The sequence below is a fragment of the Pseudomonas sp. A-R-19 genome, assembly GCF_019956575.1.
Classification (GTDB): Bacteria; Pseudomonadota; Gammaproteobacteria; order Pseudomonadales; family Pseudomonadaceae; genus Aquipseudomonas.
Window position 1 is genome coordinate 13,835 of sequence record NZ_JAHBDR010000022.1, and the last position, 16,069, is coordinate 29,903.

At 61.3% G+C, this 16,069-nt stretch carries 14 protein-coding genes, 1 tRNA gene and 2 pseudogenes; 6 read left to right on the plus strand and 11 right to left on the minus strand.

All coding sequences use genetic code 11. From position 1 onward, the window contains the following. Positions 1 to 132: 132 nt before the first annotated feature. The 4 genes and pseudogenes from KGA88_RS01230 (at position 133) to KGA88_RS01245 (ending at position 3,738) form a co-directional block, all read left to right on the plus strand. Positions 133 to 1,446 (plus strand): MFS transporter, encoded by a 1,314-nt coding sequence (locus KGA88_RS01230; RefSeq protein ID WP_223588346.1) that lies wholly within the window; start codon positions 133 to 135, stop codon positions 1,444 to 1,446. Positions 1,447 to 1,654: 208 nt separating this feature from the next. Further along, positions 1,655 to 2,293: pseudogene (locus tag KGA88_RS31660) on the plus strand (PAS domain-containing protein); the annotation flags it as partial. 150 nt (positions 2,294 to 2,443) lie between these two features. Then, positions 2,444 to 2,881, plus strand: a pseudogene (locus KGA88_RS31665) (methyl-accepting chemotaxis protein); the annotation flags it as partial. A gap of 257 nt (positions 2,882 to 3,138) precedes the next feature. Next, complete coding sequence (locus KGA88_RS01245; protein WP_110660938.1) at positions 3,139 to 3,738, plus strand: flavin reductase family protein; 600 nt, start codon at positions 3,139 to 3,141, stop codon at positions 3,736 to 3,738. Between the two features lie 12 nt (positions 3,739 to 3,750). On the opposite strand, the gene KGA88_RS01250 is transcribed toward KGA88_RS01245, so the two are convergent. Together KGA88_RS01250 and KGA88_RS01255 are read right to left on the minus strand one after the other, a co-directional pair. After that, positions 3,751 to 4,119, minus strand: coding sequence for a cupin domain-containing protein (locus tag KGA88_RS01250; protein WP_110660939.1), 369 nt, complete (start codon positions 4,117 to 4,119; stop codon positions 3,751 to 3,753). A gap of 76 nt (positions 4,120 to 4,195) precedes the next feature. Then, entirely contained in the window at positions 4,196 to 5,005 is an 810-nt protein-coding gene (locus KGA88_RS01255; protein ID WP_223588349.1) for an AraC family transcriptional regulator, read from the minus strand. A gap of 165 nt (positions 5,006 to 5,170) precedes the next feature. Here KGA88_RS01255 and ddlA point away from each other — a divergent pair, with 165 nt between their 5' ends. Further along, entirely contained in the window at positions 5,171 to 6,265 is a 1,095-nt protein-coding gene (gene ddlA / locus KGA88_RS01260; protein ID WP_223588351.1) for a D-alanine--D-alanine ligase, read from the plus strand. A 28-nt stretch (positions 6,266 to 6,293) separates the two neighbouring features. Here the strand turns inward: ddlA and KGA88_RS01265 are convergent, their stop codons facing one another. The 3 genes from KGA88_RS01265 to ggt form a co-directional block, all read right to left on the minus strand. After that, positions 6,294 to 6,665 (minus strand): type II toxin-antitoxin system HigA family antitoxin, encoded by a 372-nt coding sequence (locus tag KGA88_RS01265; protein WP_160390437.1) that lies wholly within the window; start codon positions 6,663 to 6,665, stop codon positions 6,294 to 6,296. A 3-nt stretch (positions 6,666 to 6,668) separates the two neighbouring features. Next, positions 6,669 to 6,971, minus strand: coding sequence for a type II toxin-antitoxin system HigB family toxin (locus tag KGA88_RS01270; protein WP_223588353.1), 303 nt, complete (start codon positions 6,969 to 6,971; stop codon positions 6,669 to 6,671). A 175-nt stretch (positions 6,972 to 7,146) separates the two neighbouring features. Next, positions 7,147 to 8,979: a gamma-glutamyltransferase gene (ggt, locus tag KGA88_RS01275; RefSeq protein WP_223588355.1), complete on the minus strand. Its 1,833-nt coding sequence runs from the start codon at positions 8,977 to 8,979 to the stop codon at positions 7,147 to 7,149. A gap of 166 nt (positions 8,980 to 9,145) precedes the next feature. Between ggt and KGA88_RS01280 the strand changes: the two genes are divergently transcribed. Next, positions 9,146 to 10,255, plus strand: coding sequence for a DUF2817 domain-containing protein (locus KGA88_RS01280; RefSeq protein WP_223588357.1), 1,110 nt, complete (start codon positions 9,146 to 9,148; stop codon positions 10,253 to 10,255). Positions 10,256 to 10,354: 99 nt separating this feature from the next. On the opposite strand, the gene KGA88_RS01285 is transcribed toward KGA88_RS01280, so the two are convergent. The 6 genes from KGA88_RS01285 to KGA88_RS01310 all read right to left on the minus strand — a co-directional run bounded on the left by KGA88_RS01285 (position 10,355) and on the right by KGA88_RS01310 (position 15,968). Further along, positions 10,355 to 10,431: transfer RNA gene (locus KGA88_RS01285), tRNA-Met, on the minus strand. Positions 10,432 to 10,518: 87 nt separating this feature from the next. Next, a complete protein-coding gene (locus tag KGA88_RS01290) occupies positions 10,519 to 11,973 on the minus strand; it encodes an amidase (protein WP_223588360.1) in 1,455 nt (484 codons plus the stop codon). Between the two features lie 60 nt (positions 11,974 to 12,033). Beyond that, complete coding sequence (locus KGA88_RS01295; RefSeq protein WP_110661202.1) at positions 12,034 to 13,080, minus strand: extracellular solute-binding protein; 1,047 nt, start codon at positions 13,078 to 13,080, stop codon at positions 12,034 to 12,036. A 27-nt stretch (positions 13,081 to 13,107) separates the two neighbouring features. Continuing rightward, positions 13,108 to 13,914, minus strand: coding sequence for an ABC transporter permease (locus KGA88_RS01300; RefSeq protein WP_110661201.1), 807 nt, complete (start codon positions 13,912 to 13,914; stop codon positions 13,108 to 13,110). Continuing rightward, complete coding sequence (locus tag KGA88_RS01305; RefSeq protein WP_223588362.1) at positions 13,914 to 14,834, minus strand: ABC transporter permease; 921 nt, start codon at positions 14,832 to 14,834, stop codon at positions 13,914 to 13,916. Before KGA88_RS01305 ends, KGA88_RS01300 begins: the two co-directional genes overlap by 1 nt. Positions 14,835 to 14,849: 15 nt before the next feature. Then, the gene (locus KGA88_RS01310; RefSeq protein WP_110661199.1) at positions 14,850 to 15,968 is read right to left on the minus strand and encodes an ABC transporter ATP-binding protein; all 1,119 of its coding nucleotides are present in this window, start codon (positions 15,966 to 15,968) and stop codon (positions 14,850 to 14,852) included. Positions 15,969 to 16,069 lie beyond the last annotated feature (101 nt).

The following is a 16,069-nucleotide window of genomic DNA, read 5'->3' on the forward strand; positions in this document are numbered from 1 at the left end:
AACATTAATTCAAGCGCGAGTTTTTTGCGGGGCTGATTTGTGGCTATGGGACTTTGGTCTAACGGGTTGTCCGCCGCTGCGTTTGCGTAGACCATGGGCGCCTTGGTTTTTGCCTGTGCCAGAGTTCTTTACATGACTGCCAACACCGATTCGCGCCCGGCGCCGTTCAGCCGCTCGGACTACAAGACCCTCGGGCTCGCTGCCCTCGGCGGGGCGCTGGAAATCTACGACTTCATCATCTTCGTGTTTTTCGCCCTGACCCTCAGTCAATTGTTCTTCCCGCCGGAAATGCCCGAGTGGCTGCGCCTGCTGCAAAGCTTCGGGATCTTCGTCACCGGCTATCTGGCGCGACCGTTGGGCGGCATCCTGATGGCGCACTTCGCCGACCGTCTGGGGCGCAAGAAAGTCTTCAGCCTGAGCATCCTGATGATGGCGTTGCCCTGCCTGCTGATCGGGATCATGCCGACCTACGCGCAAATCGGTTATTTCGCACCCTTGCTACTGTTGCTCCTGCGCATCCTCCAGGGCGCGGCGGTGGGCGGCGAAGTGCCGAGTGCCTGGGTTTTCGTCGCCGAGCATGCGCCTGTCGCCCATCGCGGCTATGCCTTGGGCTTCCTGCAAGCGGGGCTGACCTTCGGCTATCTGATCGGTGCCTTGACCGCGACTTTCCTGGCGCAGGCCTTCACCCCGCAGGAAATCCTCGATTACGCCTGGCGCTACCCGTTCCTGCTCGGCGGCGTGTTCGGGGTGATTGGCGTGTGGCTGCGTCGCTGGCTCAGCGAAACCCCGGTGTTCATGGCCATGCAGACGCAGCGCGAGGCAGCCGGCGAGCTACCGCTGCGCACGGTCTTGCGCGAGCATCGCCTGGCCATTTTGCCGGCGATGATCCTCACCTGTGTGCTGACCTCGGCCGTGGTGGTGTTCGTGGTCATCACCCCGACCATGATGCAGAAAACCTTTGGCATGACCGCCAGCCATACCTTCGCCCTGAGCGCACTGGGCATCGTGTTCTTGAACATCGGCTGCGTGCTCGCCGGGCTGCTGGTCGACCGCATCGGCGCCTGGCGCACGGTGATGCTCTATAGCCTGCTGCTGCCGCTGGGCATCGGCGTGCTTTACAGCTGCCTGATCACGGGCGGCGACTGGATCGGCCTGGCCTACTCCGTGGCAGGGTTGGCCTGCGGGGTGGTCGGCGCGGTGCCATCGGTGATGGTCAGCCTGTTTCCGGCACGGATTCGCGTTTCGGGCATCTCGTTCACCTACAACATTGCCTATGCCGCATGGGCGAGCATCACACCGCTGTTGTTGATCGGTCTGATGCCGTGGAGCCCATGGGTCTGCGTGATATTCAGTGTGGTGATGGGGACGGTGGGCGTGGTCAGTGCGGCGTACTTCGGTGTGCGGATGCCGAAAACTGCTGGCTGTTCGGCCGCTGGCGCGCATTGAATGCGGTGAGTCGTGACTATTTTTGTAGGACAATCCTGAAGCGCGCTTAAGTAAATGTTTCCAAGGCCGATGGTTAGGCTGCATATCGCTTTCTACCCCTGTCCATCGGTGCTTTCCCATGTTCAATAAACGCTTGAAGCAGGAGCTGTCGGCTCTTCGTGAAGAACTCTCCAGCCTCCAGCAAGTGAAGGAAAGTCTGGAAAGCGAGATGCTGGTGCTGACCCTCGATAGCGACGGACGGGTTCAGTCGGTCAATCAGAACTTCCTTGGCGAAATGCATTACAAGAGCGGCGACTTGATTGGCCGGCACATCGACGAACTCGTCCCGGATCACGTGAAGTCCGACGAATTCCACCAGCGCTTCAAGAACGCATTGACCCGGGGCGAGCATTTCGCCGGTGCGGTGCGCCTGTTGCGCGGTACGGGCCAGGAAGCGTGGTTGCGTTCGATCCTGCAACCGGTGCGCTCGGCGGATGGGCGGATCAAGTGTTTTTCGATCTTCTCCAGCGACCTGACCCGCACCATCGAGGCCTCCCGCGAGCACGAGAACCTGATTGGCGCGCTGGTGCGCTCCACGGCGGTGATCGAATTCGACCTCAACGGCAACGTGCTGACCGCCAACGATCGCTTCCTCGGTGGCATGGGGTACAGCCTGGCGCAGATCAAGGGCAAGCATCACCGTACCTTTTGCCTGCCGGATGAGTACAACAGCGCCGAGTACCAGAACTTCTGGCGTCGCCTGAACGCGGGTGAGTACGTGGCCGACCGTTTCAAACGTATCGACAGTCATGGTCGTACGGTCTGGCTGGAGGCGTCCTACAACCCGGTGGTCGATGCCAACAACAAGCTCTACAAAGTGGTGAAGTTCGCCACGGTGATTACCGATCAGGTCAATCAGGAACAGGCCGTGGCCGAGGCCGCCAACATTGCCTACAGCACTTCGCAGCAGACCGACCAGAGCGCTCAGCGCGGTAATGCCGTGGTGACCCAGGCCGTGGACGTGATGCGCGACCTGGCCAAGCACATGCAGACAGCCGGCGATGGCATCGAAGCCTTGAACGAGCAGTCGCTGGTGATCGGTACCATCGTCAAGACCATCAGCGGGATTGCCGAGCAGACCAACCTGCTGGCGCTCAACGCGGCCATCGAAGCGGCGCGTGCGGGCGAGCAGGGTCGGGGGTTCGCCGTGGTGGCGGATGAGGTCCGGCAACTGGCGTCGCGGACCAGTCAGGCCACTGACGAAATCGTCCTCGTGGTGCGGCAGAACCAGGACATGGCGCGCAACGCCGTGGCCCTGATGACCGATGGCAAGCTCCAGGCCGAGCAGGGCCTGGCACTGGCGGCGGAAGCGGGCACGGTGATTGTCGAGATCCAGGACGGTGCGCAGAAAGTGGTCGATGCGGTGGGGCAGTTTGCCAATCAACTCACCCACTGACCTGCGACCGGCTCTTGGTGGGAGCAACTGTCTTCACCATGCAACTCGTCACCGCCATCGCTGGCAAGCCAGCTCCAACAGGGAATCACGGGCAGGCACAAATCCCGGGATCGCCCAATAAACCTGTGGGAGCGGGCTTGCTCGCGAAAGCGGTGTGTCATTCAACGCAACGGTAACTGAATTGACGCCTTCGCGAGCAAGCCCGCACAGGGTTGCGTGGGCGCTACAATCGGCTCTTTCTCCAGGAGCAGACTTCCATGAGCGTTTCCCACCGCCGACCGGTTCCCTTGTCCAAGGCTTATCGTCTGCTTAATCACGGGCCGACTGTGCTGGTCAGCGCGGCCCACGATGGCCAGCGCAACATCATGGCGGCCGCCTGGGCCATGCCGCTGGATTTCGAACCGCCGAAAATTGCCGTGGTGCTGGACAAGTCCACCTGGACTCGCCAGTTGCTGGAAGCTTCGGGCACTTTTGTGCTGAACGTGCCTTGCGCCGCCCAGGCCGACATCGTGCAGACCGTCGGCTCGACTTCCGGCCTGGAATTGACCCAGGGCCAGGGCCGCGACAAGTTCGAGACCTACGACTTGCAGACCTTCACCGGCGAATCGGTCGATGCGCCGATGCTCGAAGGCTGCGTGGCCTGGCTGGAATGTCGCCTGTTGCCGGAGCCGAACAATCACCAGCAATACGACCTGTTCCTGGCCGAGGTGATTGCCGCCCAGGCCGACGAGCGCGTATTCAGCGAAGGCCGCTGGCACTTCGAAGGGCAGGATGCCTTGCGCACCTTGCACCATGTCGCGGGCGGGCATTTCCTGAAGATCGGCGATCCGGTGGATGGCAAGACGCTGCAGGCGTGAGCCAGTAGGCGCTCAAATCCACAGATCATTCTCGGCCGTGCGCTCGCCACCTTCGCTGCCCGTGTTGAGCACACCCTTGGGTTCGATCAGCAGGAGCTTTACCTCCTGATCGGCGCAGGGTTTGTGTTCGACGCCTTTGGGCACCACATACATTTCCCCGGCGTTCAGCAGCACGTGGCCATCACGAAAATCGATGCGCAACCGGCCTTCCAGAACGATGAAGGTTTCGTCGGTATCGACGTGGTCGTGCCAGATGAAATCCCCCAGCAGCTTCACCACCTTGAACTGGTACTCGTTCATTTCGGCGATGACCCGGGGTGACCAGTGGGAATCGATCCGGCTGATTTTTTCAGCGAAGTTCAGGCTTTCGTAAGCAGTCATGAAACAGCTCTCGCGGTTGTTGGTGAACCCACGATAGCCAGCGGCTCGATGTGCTTCTTGTACGATTGTGCGTGGCTCAGCAGCGCTGCATCTTCATCCAGCGGGCCGGAGACAGGCCGTAGGTTTTGCTGAATTGCCGAGTCATGTGGCTCTGGTCGGTGAAGCCGGCGATCAGCGCCGCGCTGACCAGCGTCTGCCCCTGAATCAGCAGCGCGCGGACCATGTCCAGGCGCCGCATCGTCAGGTAGCGATAGGGGCTGGTGCCGAACAACAGGCGAAAATCCCGCGACAGGCTCCAGCGATCCCGGCCACTGTGCTGCGCCAGTTCATCCAGGGTCACCGTGCGATCGAGGGCGCTGTGGATGTATTCCCGGGCGCGCTGCGCAGCGATGTAGTCGAACCCAGAGCGTTTGGTCGGCACACCGCCAACCGTGCTCAAGGCTTGTGCCAGATCGAACAGCGCGTCCTGCTCTTCCAGTGGGTCGAGCGGGCAATCCAGGCTGCGCAGCAGCGCTCCCGTGGCGGCGAACAGACGTGGGTCGTTCGACAGCCCGGTCTTGATGAACGGCAGCGGCTGACCGCCGAGCATCTGCTGGATCAGTGCGGGTTCGATGTACATCATCCGGTACTGGAAACCGGACTCGGTGCCGGCCTCGCCATCGTGGGCTTCGTCCGGGTGCAGCACAATCGTTGTGCCCGGCAGGCTGTGACGCCTGCCACCGTGATACTGAAAGCTCTGCACCCCGGCCAGGGTGTGACCGATGGCATAGGTGTCGTGGCGGTGAAGGTCGTAGCCATGGCCGGCAAAAAACGCCTCGAAACGCTGCAGCCCGCCGACATCGGGCGCGCGATGGAACCAGTCATTGCGGGGCAGTTGCTTGGCCATGGTGATGATTGTCTTTGGATCGATGTGCAACACGGTAACCCAGCCAACGGTTCCCTGTCTTCTGATCGGATGGCGGGTTGCCCGCTAGAAAACCAAGGGCAAATACTGCACTGTGGGGCGCATTCGCTACAGGTCCTTTTTTATTTGTCAGGATGAGGCCAGGTCATGAGCAAGTTGCGCGTGGGGATCATTTTCGGGGGCCGTTCGGCCGAGCATGAAGTGTCGTTGCAGTCGGCGAAAAATATTGTCGATGCGCTCGATCGTTCACGCTTCGAGCCGGTGCTGATCGGCATCGACAAACAAGGCCACTGGCACCTCAACGACCCGTCCAACTTTTTGCTGAACCAGGAAAACCCGGCGCTGATTGCCCTCAACCAGTCCAATCGCGAACTGGCCGTGGTGCCGGGCAAAGCCAGTCAGCAACTGGTGGAAACCTCCAGCCAGGAAATGCTCGGTCACGTCGATGTGATCTTCCCGATTGTCCACGGCACCCTCGGCGAGGACGGTTGCCTGCAAGGCTTGCTGCGCATGGCTGATCTGCCATTTGTCGGCTCTGACGTGCTCGGCTCGGCCGTGTGCATGGACAAGGACATCAGCAAGCGCCTGCTGCGCGATGCCGGCCTGGCCGTGACGCCGTTCGTGACCTTGACCCGTGCCACGGCGGCGCGCACCGGGTTTGCCGAGGTGCGGGGTAAATTGGGTTTACCGCTGTTCGTCAAACCGGCGAACCAGGGCTCGTCCGTGGGCGTGAGCAAGGTTACCGACGAGGCTGAATACAGCGCAGCGGTGGAGCTGGCGTTGAGTTTCGATACCAAGGTATTGATCGAATCTGCCGTCAGCGGCCGTGAGATTGAATGTGCGGTACTCGGTAACGAAGAGGCCATCGCCAGCGGTTGCGGCGAGATCGTGGTGCGCAGCGGGTTCTATTCCTACGACAGCAAATACATCGACGACACCGCAGCAGAAGTCGTGGTGCCGGCCAACATCAGCGCCGAGGCGAGCGAGCGCATTCGCGCCTTGGCCGTAGAGGCGTTCCAGGTGCTGGGCTGCTCCGGCCTGGCCCGTGTCGATGTGTTCCTGACTGACAGCGGCGAAGTGCTGATCAACGAAATCAACTCGCTGCCCGGCTTCACCCGCATCAGCATGTACCCGAAACTGTGGCAGGCCACCGGCATGACCTACAGCGAGCTGGTGACGCGATTGATTGAGCTGGCGCTGGAAAGGCACCAGGTTCGGCAGGAGTTGAAGATCAGTCGTTGAGCGGAGTTCTGGCAAAAGCTGAGCCCGATCAAACGTGCTTGACCGGTTTGATCAGGCTCTGGGCGGGTATCCCGAATAGCTCGTGCAGTTTCCAGATCATCGGAAGCGTCAACGCTCGTTTGCCATTGAGTACTTCATAAACACGATTTGTGCGGCCGATGGCAGGCGCAAGATCGGCAGCGGACAACCCGGACTGCTCCATCCTGAACTTGATCGCATCGATAGGATTGGGTAAGTCGACCGGGAAGTGCTTCGACTCATACGATTCGATCAGCGTAATCATGATGTCAAAGTAATCTCCCTCGGGAGTGCCAATCTCTGGTTCATTCTCAAACAGTGCAGACACGCTCTTGAGGGCGGCGCGGTAATCCTCTTCGGTGTGAATCGGGCGAATGTTCATGGGTTACTCCATTTCGACGTTATCAGCGTCGACTGCGTCGTACTGCTTGTGAGTTCCGACAAATTTTATGTACACGGCGCCAAAGCGATAGGCCACGGCGACTATCAGCCTGAAGTCGTTACCCTTGATGTTGAACACGACTCTGCGGCTTTTGAGAATACTGGCTGTAGCGAAGTGCAGCTTTATGTCGGCAGGCGTTTTCCAGGCTGCATTCCTTACCTCGTCAATCCAGGCCAACAAAGGTTGTTCTGCGCTCGGGTATCTCTCCCAAAATTGCTTCAGCTGATTGATGGCGATGATTCTCATGGCATGATCCTAGTCCCATGGTGGGACTGATGCAAGTCTGTGGAGGCGCGGAGACTCTAACCAGGACGCAATTGTTTGTGGGTAGGAAAAAGCAGCGGGAGAGAGGCGTCCTGGACTCTTTATCTATAAAAAAGGCCTACCTACCGGTAAGCCATTTTTCATCCCCGCGTACGACTCAATCCCCCAGCGCTTGCCCTTCACGCCGTGGATCGGCCCCACCTGTCAGCGACGCTTTGCCTTGCGCGTCCTTCACCCGAACGATCGCCTGGGTGCCGCTGGTCATGTCGATCTCGCTCACGCTGTGCCCTTTGTCCTTCAGCGCCTGAATCAGCGCGGGGCTGAACTGGCCCTGTTCCAGTTCGGTGGGGCCATTGCGGCTGCCGAAGTTGGGCAGGTTGATGGCCGCCTGGGCATCGAGGTTCCAGTCGAGCAGGCCGATGGCGGACTTGGCCACGTATTCGATGATTTGCGAGCCGCCGGGGGAGCCGACAGTCGCGAGGAATTCACCGCTCTGGCGGTCGAAGATCAGGGTAGGGGCCATGGAGGAACGCGGGCGTTTGCCGGGTTCGACGCGGTTGGCGACTTTCTGCCCGTTCTCTTCGGGGATGAACGAGAAGTCGGTCATCTCGTTGTTGAGCATGAAGCCCTGAACCATGATGTGCGAGCCGAACGCCGACTCGATGGTGGTGGTCATCGACACGGCGCCGCCTGCGTCATCGACGGCCACCACTTGCGAGGTGGAAATCCGCAACGGCGAACGGTCAGGCGCGTAGGCCACCTGGATGCCTGGTGGAGTGCCGGGTTTGGCCGTGCCCATGCTGCGCTCGCCGATCAGGGCGGCGCGGCTGGCGAGGTAGGTCGGGTCGACCAGGCCCTTGACCGGCACGGTTACGAAGTCGGTGTCGGCGACGTACTGTGCGCGGTCGGCGTAGGCCAGGCGTTCGGCTTCTGAGATCAGGTGCACGGCTTGCGGATCGGGTTCGATGCCGGCGGGGGCGTTGGTCTTGACCGGCTTAAGCGGTGCGAGCGCCAGGCGCTTGTCGCGAGCCTCCAGGGCTTGCAGTGTGCCGAGGATCTGTGCGACGGCGATCCCGCCCGACGACGGTGGCGGCATGCCGCAGGCTTGCCAGCGCTTGTAGTCGGTACATAGGGGCGCACGTTCCTTGGCCTGGTAGTGGGCGAGGTCGCTCACGGACAAACTGCCGGGGTTGGCGTGACCCTGCACCTTGGCCGCGATTTCCTCGGCGACCGGGCCTTTGTACAACGCATCCGGGCCTTCGTGGGCGATGCGTTTGAACACGGCGGCCAATGCCGGGTTCTTCAGGTTTGTGCCGACGGCCTTCGGGCTGCCATCGGCATTACGGAAGTAAGCCATCATTTCCGGCGAGCGCGGCATGGATGAATCCGCGGCGATCAACTGGTGCAGACGCGGCGAAATGGCGAAGCCTTGTTCGGCGAGCTGAATGGCCGGTTCAAACAGCTGCGCCCAGGGCAGGCGTCCGTGTTTTTGATGGGCCAGTTCCAAAGCGCGCAGCACACCGGGAGTGCCCACCGAGCGACCACCGATCTGCGCCTCCTTGAAGCCCATCGGTTGCCCGTCGGCTTGCAGGAACAGCTTCTCGGTAGCGCCGGCCGGGGCGGTTTCACGGCCGTCGTAGGTGCGCACGGCCTTGCCATCCCAGAGCACGATCAACGCGCCGCCACCAATGCCCGAAGACTGTGGCTCGACCAGCGTCAACACCGCTTGCATCGCAATTGCCGCATCGATGGCCGAACCGCCCCGGCGCAGCATCTCCCGCCCGGCTTCGGCCGCCAGCGGGTTGGCCGCTGCTGCCATGTATTTTTCGGCGTGCTGGGTGCGCAGGTCGGTTCGGAACCCGGAAGCGCTTTCCGGTGCGAGCGGTAGCGTCGGCACCGTAGCGTTGTTGCAGGCGGCCAGGCTCAAGGCACTGGCGAGCAGAAGCAGGGCTGGCAGGCGATAGCGGCGCAAGGGGAGGGTTGAGAACACGTGGGGCACTCCGTCCGTTGGATCTGGGATCAGTGGACTTTATCGGCCGACCGGGAGGGACGCAAACCGGGTCCCACGGCATTGACGTTTTTGTCCTTCATCAATCGCGGAATTTTCTGTAGGGTCGTTGCCAACAGGCAGGCCAGAAGATCAACAAGAGGCAGACATGCAAACCGAGTTTCCAACCCAGCCCAGCTATCGCACCCAGCGTGAACAATTCCTGGCCGCCGCGACCACTGCAGGCGCAACGCTGACGGAGTATCCACACCCGCTCAAAGGCCCGTTCGGCGAACAGCTGAGCACCGATGTGGCGGTGCTGGGCGATCCGGGCGCCAAGCGGCTGCTGATCGCGTTGAGCGGCACCCACGGGGTCGAAGGCTTCTATGGCTCGGGCTGCCAGTTCAAATGGTTGCAAGAGTTGGGCAAGCGTACCCTGCCAGCGGATGTCGCCGTGGTCATGATCCACGCCATCAACCCCTGGGGCATGGCGTGGTTGCGCCGGGTAAACGAAGACAACATCGACCTCAACCGCAATCACCTGGATTTCCAGCGCCCGCTACCGGATAACCAGGCCTACAACGCCCTGCATGAAATCTATGCCTGCCCGCAGTTGCATGGCCCTGAGCGTGAGCGTGCCGATGCCTTGCTCGAGGAGCAGATTCGCCTGCATGGCTGGCCGGCAGTAATGTCGATCGTCGAGGGTGGTCAGCATGCGCATCCCGATGGCCTGTTTTTCGGCGGGCTGGCGCCGAGCTGGTCGAACCGCACGCTGCACCAAATCATGCAAAAGCACATGGCCCATGCCGAGGTCGGCATGTGTTTCGACTTGCACACGGGGGCGGGCGAGTACGGTCATCCGATGCTGTTGACCATCACCGAGTCCGCCTATCCGGCGCTGCCCGATGCGCAGGCGATCTATGGCCCGTGGCTCTACAGCCTGCAAACCGGCGCCGACACTGTCAGCGAAACCGGTGTGGCGGCGACGGCCACCGGCTACACCTCGCAGGCGTTGATCAATGCGCTGCCACAGGTTCGGCTGATGCCTTTCGTCATCGAGTGCGGGACCTATCCCGGGCCGGACGTTCACCGGCATCTGCGTGATGACCACTGGCTGCATCTGCACGGCAATCCGAATGACGCGACAGGGCGCGGGATCAAGCTCAGTCTGCTGGAGCAGTTCTATCCGGCGGATAGCGATTGGCAGGCGATGGTCTGGTTGCGCACGTGGCAGATCTGGGAGAAAGCGTTGTCGGCATTGCCGATGGTTCGCCTCTGATCGAGGCGTGCATGCGGTGCAGGATTTTCCCGTCACCGCAGCGCATTTTTTCGAGGCATAAAAAAACGGCCTACCTTGCGGTAAGCCGTTTTTAGTACTTGGTGGCTACACAGGGACTTGAACCCCGGACCCCAGCATTATGAATGCTATGCTCTAACCAACTGAGCTATGTAGCCAAGTGGCGCGCATTATTCACCGGTAACGGGGATGCGTCAAGCATAAATCTAAAATATTTCTCTGCGCTTTCAACCGTTTATCAAAATCTATCCTCTGAGCAGGGGGGAAGGGCAGCGCTGGAACCAGCGACTGGCCTGTTCATAGGCGTGCGCCAATTGCAGGACAGCGAAGTCGGCCTGGTGTCTGCCGATGATTTGCAGGCCCATGGGCAGGCCGCTGGCGTTGAAGCCGACCTGTACGTTAGCCACCGGGCAGCCGGACAAGGTGCCGGGAATGACCACTTCCATCCAGCGGTGATAGGTGTCCATGCTCACGCCTTCAATAGACGCGGGCCACGCTTGGGTCTTGTCGAACGGAAATACCTGGGCGCTGGGCAATAGCAGGTAATCGTACTTTTCGAACATTCGGCAGATCGCCCGATACCAGTCGCTGCGCGTCACCGACGCGGCAAACACATCAGTGGCCGAGAGTTTCAGGCCGTTTTCCACTTCCCAGCAGGCTTCCGGTTTCAACAAGGCGCGTTTTTGCGGGTCGGCATAAGTTGCGCCTAACGAGCCGGCGACCATCCAGTGACGCAAGGTTCGCCAACTGCTCCACAGCTTCTCTGGCGCGAATTCGGACTGAACGTGCTCGACGTGGCAACCCAGGCTTTCGAAATCAGCAAAGGCTTTTTCGCACAGCGAGAGGATGCCTTTTTCCATCGGCAGGTAGCCGTTGAAGTCGCCGAGCCAGCCCAGACGCGTGCCTTTGAAGCCGCGATCCAACGGCGCCGCAAAGGCACTTCCGGATTCGGCAATCGACAGTGGCGCCCGCGCATCGGCCCCGGCCTGCACCGACAGCAGCAACGCCGCATCGCGCACGCTGCGCGCCATGGGGCCTTCGTAGCCGAGTTGGTCGATGAACAGGTCGGCACTGTCATCGAAGGGCACGCGGCCCTGGGACGGACGGAAACCGAAGATGTTGTTGAACGCCGCCGGGTTGCGCAGCGAGCCCATCATGTCGCTGCCGTCGGCCACCGGCACCAGGTGCATGGCCAGCGCCGCCGCCGCGCCGCCGCTACTGCCGCCAGCGGTCTTGCTCGGGTCGTAGGCGCAACCGGTCGCTCCGAAGATCGGGTTATAGCTTTGCGAGCCGAGGCCGAATTCCGGGGTGTTGCTCTTGCCGATGATGATCGCGCCCGCCGCTTTGATCCGCTCGACCATGATGCCGTCGCGCTCGGGGATGAAGTCCTTGTACAGCGGCGAACCCAGGGTGGTGCGGATGCCATGGGTCAGGGACAAGTCCTTGATGGCGTGGGGCAGGCCGTGCATCCAGCCACGGTATTGGCCTTTCGCCAGTTCGGCGTCGCGGACATCCGCCTGGGCCAGCAGGTCTTCCGGTGCCTGCAGGCTCACCAGCGCATTGACCTGCGGGTTGAAGCGTTCGATGTGGGCAAGATAAGTCTGCATCACTTCCCGGCAGGAAACCTGGCGCAGGCGGATGCGTTCGGCGAGCTCGTGGGCCTGCAGCAGGACCAGTTCGCTGATGTTGTTCGAGTTCATTGCAAGCGGCCTTTCAGACGGCTGGAAAAACGCCCCGCCAATGCGTCGGGGCGGTAGAGATCAACGCATCAGGTTGGTCCAGAGACGGTCGGCCAGGCGGATCGCGCCTTCGCCACAGGTCTTGCTGAACACCACTTGTGTGCCTTCGGGAATGTGCAGTTCCGGCGCATCTTTCAGGCCTGCGTCGAGGAACGGTTCCACACCTTTGATCGGGCTCTGGTGCTTGAGGAAGTTCTGGGTCATCGCCGCGTTTTCAGGCTGGCTGAGGAACGCGATGAAGGCCTTGGCGTTCGCCGGGTTCTTGCTGCCGGTCGGGATGACCATGTTGTCGACCCAGGCCAGCACACCTTCTTTCGGGTACAGGTATTTCAGGCTCGGTTTCATCTCGCGGGCGCGCATCGACGAACCGCCCCAGAAGGTCGACATGTCGATTTCACCCGAGGCGAGGTTTTCGCGAATCGAGCCCGCCTTGGAACTGTAGGTCTTGACGAAAGGTTTCTGTGCCTTGAGCAGGGTCAGGATCTGCTGCATCTGCTTCGGGTCTTCGCTGCACAGCGGGATGTTCAGGTACAGGCTGGCCATGTCCACCACGTCACTGACGGAGTCGAACATGTTGATCCGCCCTTGCAGCTCGGCCGGCGGCTCGTAAAGCACCTTGAGGCTGTCGGCAGGGCCCTTGTAGCGCTCGGTGTTGAGCACCACGCTGGTGGTGCCCCAGATGAACGGCACGGAGTAGGCGCCTTCCGGGTCCCAGGTGGGTTTTTTCAGGTTGTCGACGACGCTGGCGTAGTAGGGCTCGTTGACCGGGTCGAAACGCTCCAGCAGCTTTTCCTTGATCAGGATCGGCACGAACTGGTGCGACGGAATCGCCACGTCATAACCGGCACCGCCCTGTTTCAATTTGGCCAGCAGGGTTTCGTTGGAGTCGTAGGAGTCGACGGTGACTTCAATGCCGGTCTGCTTCTGGAACTTGGCAAGAATTTCCGGCGAAAAGTAGCCGCTCCAGCTCACCACGTTGAGTTTTTCCGCGGCCTGAACGCTGCCGGCCATGGTCAGCGGCAAAGTCAGGAACAACGATGCGCCGATGCTTTTAATCCACTTGCTCATGCTATTTCCCCACAGTACGTAGAAGGTTCAGGATTTCTTTTTGCCCAGCAGCCAGGAAAGGGTCACGAACAGCACCGAGACGCCCAGGATCAGGGTCGAGACGGCGTTGACGTCGGGTGTCACGCCCATGCGCAACAGGCCGAAGATGAAGATCGGCAAGGTGGTGGTGCCGGCCTGGGAGACCATCATCGAGATCACGAAGTTATCCAGCGACACGATGAAGGCCAGCATCAGCCCGGAGAAAATCCCCGGCATCAGCAGCGGCAGGGTGACCTTGCGGAAGGTCCGCCACGGGCCGGCATAGAGGTCGGCCGAGGCTTGTTCCAGGGACAGGTCCATGTCGTTCAGGCGTGCCCGTATCGGCAGAAAGGCAAACGGAATACAGAACACCGTATGGGCGATGATCAGGTTGCCGTAGCCCAGGGACAGGCCGATGGTGGAGAACAGCGCGAGGGTGGCGACGCCGACCACGATTTCCGGCAGCACCAGGGGCAACATGATCGCGCCCATGGACAATTGCAGGCCCTTGAACTTCGCACCCCGTGAAGTGCCGAGGGCGGCGAGGGTGGCGATGGCCGTGGCGACCATGCTGGCGCATACCGCGATCAACAGGCTATTGCCGGCCGCCTGACGCAACGCCTGGTTGGCGAAGGCCGCGCGATACCAGTCGAGGCTGAAACCGGTCCACACCGTGGCCGACTGGTTGGCGTTGAACGAGAACACCACCAGCACCACGATGGGCGCGTAGAGGTACAGGTAGAACAGGAAACTGAAGCCGCCGAAGCCGGGGAAATCCTGCACGCCCAGCGTGTTGCGTTTGAACAGGCTGATCATCACGCACCTCCTTTGGCGATGCGCTGGCGTTCGGCACGCAAGGCATAAACCGTCAGTACCAACATCACTGCAGCCATCAGCACCAACGACAGGGCCGCGCCGAATGGCCAGTTACGCGCATCGCTGAATTGCCGGAAGATCAGGTTGCCGAGCATCATCCGCGTGCCGCCGCCGAGCAGTTCCGGAGCGATCATTGCGCCCAGGCAAGGCACGAAAGTGAGGATGGCGCCGGCAAGAATTCCCGGCTTGGCGATCGGCAATACCACCTTGCGCAAGGTGCGCACACGCCCGGCGTACAGGTCTTGAGCGGCCTCGAGCAGGCGGGTATCCATTTTTTCCAGGGTGGCGTAGATCGGCAGCACGACGAAGGGCGCGTAGGTGTAGACCAGCCCCAGCAGCACCGCGCCGTCGGTGTAGAGCAGTTGCAGCGGCTGGTCGATGACCCCGAGGCCCATGAGGCTGTTGTTGATCACCCCGGTGTTGCGCAGCAGCAGAATCCACGCATAGGTGCGGATCAACAGGTTGGCCCAGAACGGCACGGTGATCAGGAAAATCAGCAAGCCGCGACGATGGGCCGGTTGCATCGCCAGCCACACCGCCACCGGAAAGCCGATCAGCAGGGTGATGAGCGTGGTCAACCCGGCGATGCCGATCGAGCGCAGGGCAATGATCAGGTAGGAGTCGGCGAAGGCCAGGCTGTCGTCCAGTTGCCGCTCGAACAGCAGCGAGGTGTAGGCGTCAGTGCTGAAGACCTTGTTCACCCCGCCGTAGGGGTTGGCTTCCATCAGCGAGTAGCCGATGACGATCAGGATCGGCACGATCAGGAACAGACCGATGGCGATCAGCGCCGGGCTGACTCCGAGAAAGCTCTGGAAGGCCCGCCGACGTTCCAGCGTGTTGGCAATCGGTAAAGCGTGCATGGCAATTCCTCGTGCTCAATCGTGCAGGACGCTGGCGCTGCCCTGGTCGAACAGCAGACCGGCCTGGCTGCCGACGGCGAAACGCTTGCTCTGGTCGACGCAGTTGGGGGTGCGCACGGTGAGGCGTGAACCGTCGCTCAGGCTGACCTGGTATTGCAGGTCGGTGCCGAGGTAGATCTGCGCTTCGATGCGGCACGGCAGAGCGTTTTCAGTGGTGGCTGGCACCAGATGCAAACGCTCGGGGCGCACCGACAACGCAACGCTGGCACCGACCCGCACATCGCTGCACGGCTGCGCAGGCAGCGGATGTCCCGCTGGGCCGGCGAACCAGGCCAGGCCGTCTTCGACGCGGGTGACCGTGCCTTCGATGAAGTTGGTTTCGCCGATGAAGTCCGCGACAAAGCGATTGCGCGGGCGCTCGTAGATGTCTTCCGGGCGGCCGACCTGCTGCACTTCGCCTTCGGACAACACGGCGATGCGATCGGACATGGTCAGCGCTTCTTCCTGGTCGTGGGTGACAAAGATGAAGGTGATGCCGGTGCGCGCCTGAATGGTTTTCAGCTCTTCGCGCATGGCCTGGCGCAGCTTGAGGTCCAGCGCCGAAAGCGGTTCGTCGAGCAGCAAGACTTTGGGGTGCGGCGCCAGTGCGCGAGCGAGGGCGACGCGCTGTTGCTGACCGCCGGACAGTTGCGCCGGCTTGCGATTGGCGAAACGCTCCATCTGCACCAGGGCGAGCATCTCGCGCACCCGTTCGGCCATCTGCGTTTTGTTCAGGACTTTGCCCATCGGGTGGGACTCAAGACCGAAGGCCAGGTTCTCGGCGATGGTCATGTGCGGGAACAGTGCGTAATGCTGGAACACCGTGTTGACCGGGCGCTGGAAGGGCGGGCGGTCGGCGATGTTTTCGCCGTAGAGCAGAATTTCGCCTTCGGTAGGGAATTCGAACCCGGCGATCATCCGCAGGAGCGTGGTTTTGCCACAGCCCGAAGGGCCGAGAAGGGTGAAGAACTCGTTGTCACGAATGTCCAGGTCGATGCTTTTCAGCGCCACCGGGCCAGTCTTTGGATCACCGTAGACCTTGCGCACTGAGCGGATGGACACCGCCAGCGTTTGCAGCGAATGCAGGGCATTCATGCGTTACCTCCGATTCCCCCATCGCCTGCGCACGGGCTGAAAACAGCTGTGTCGTCGGGCCATGGATATTATTTTTCTGGGCAGGATCGAGATTGCGTTCG

Bases quoted from the DNA above. Each gene is read 5' to 3' on its own strand.
- KGA88_RS01230 (WP_223588346.1), top strand. From the start codon at position 133: ATGACTGCCAACACCGATTCGCGCCCGGCGCCGTTCAGCCGCTCGGAC.
- KGA88_RS01245 (WP_110660938.1), top strand. From the start codon at position 3,139: ATGAGCGTTTCCCACCGCCGACCGGTTCCCTTGTCCAAGGCTTATCGT.
- KGA88_RS01250 (WP_110660939.1), bottom strand. From the start codon at position 4,119: ATGACTGCTTACGAAAGCCTGAACTTCGCTGAAAAAATCAGCCGGATC.
- KGA88_RS01255 (WP_223588349.1), bottom strand. From the start codon at position 5,005: ATGGCCAAGCAACTGCCCCGCAATGACTGGTTCCATCGCGCGCCCGAT.
- ddlA (WP_223588351.1), top strand. From the start codon at position 5,171: ATGAGCAAGTTGCGCGTGGGGATCATTTTCGGGGGCCGTTCGGCCGAG.
- KGA88_RS01265 (WP_160390437.1), bottom strand. From the start codon at position 6,665: ATGAACATTCGCCCGATTCACACCGAAGAGGATTACCGCGCCGCCCTC.
- KGA88_RS01270 (WP_223588353.1), bottom strand. From the start codon at position 6,971: ATGAGAATCATCGCCATCAATCAGCTGAAGCAATTTTGGGAGAGATAC.
- KGA88_RS01280 (WP_223588357.1), top strand. From the start codon at position 9,146: ATGCAAACCGAGTTTCCAACCCAGCCCAGCTATCGCACCCAGCGTGAA.
- KGA88_RS01290 (WP_223588360.1), bottom strand. From the start codon at position 11,973: ATGAACTCGAACAACATCAGCGAACTGGTCCTGCTGCAGGCCCACGAG.
- KGA88_RS01295 (WP_110661202.1), bottom strand. From the start codon at position 13,080: ATGAGCAAGTGGATTAAAAGCATCGGCGCATCGTTGTTCCTGACTTTG.
- KGA88_RS01300 (WP_110661201.1), bottom strand. From the start codon at position 13,914: ATGATCAGCCTGTTCAAACGCAACACGCTGGGCGTGCAGGATTTCCCC.
- KGA88_RS01305 (WP_223588362.1), bottom strand. From the start codon at position 14,834: ATGCACGCTTTACCGATTGCCAACACGCTGGAACGTCGGCGGGCCTTC.
- KGA88_RS01310 (WP_110661199.1), bottom strand. From the start codon at position 15,968: ATGAATGCCCTGCATTCGCTGCAAACGCTGGCGGTGTCCATCCGCTCA.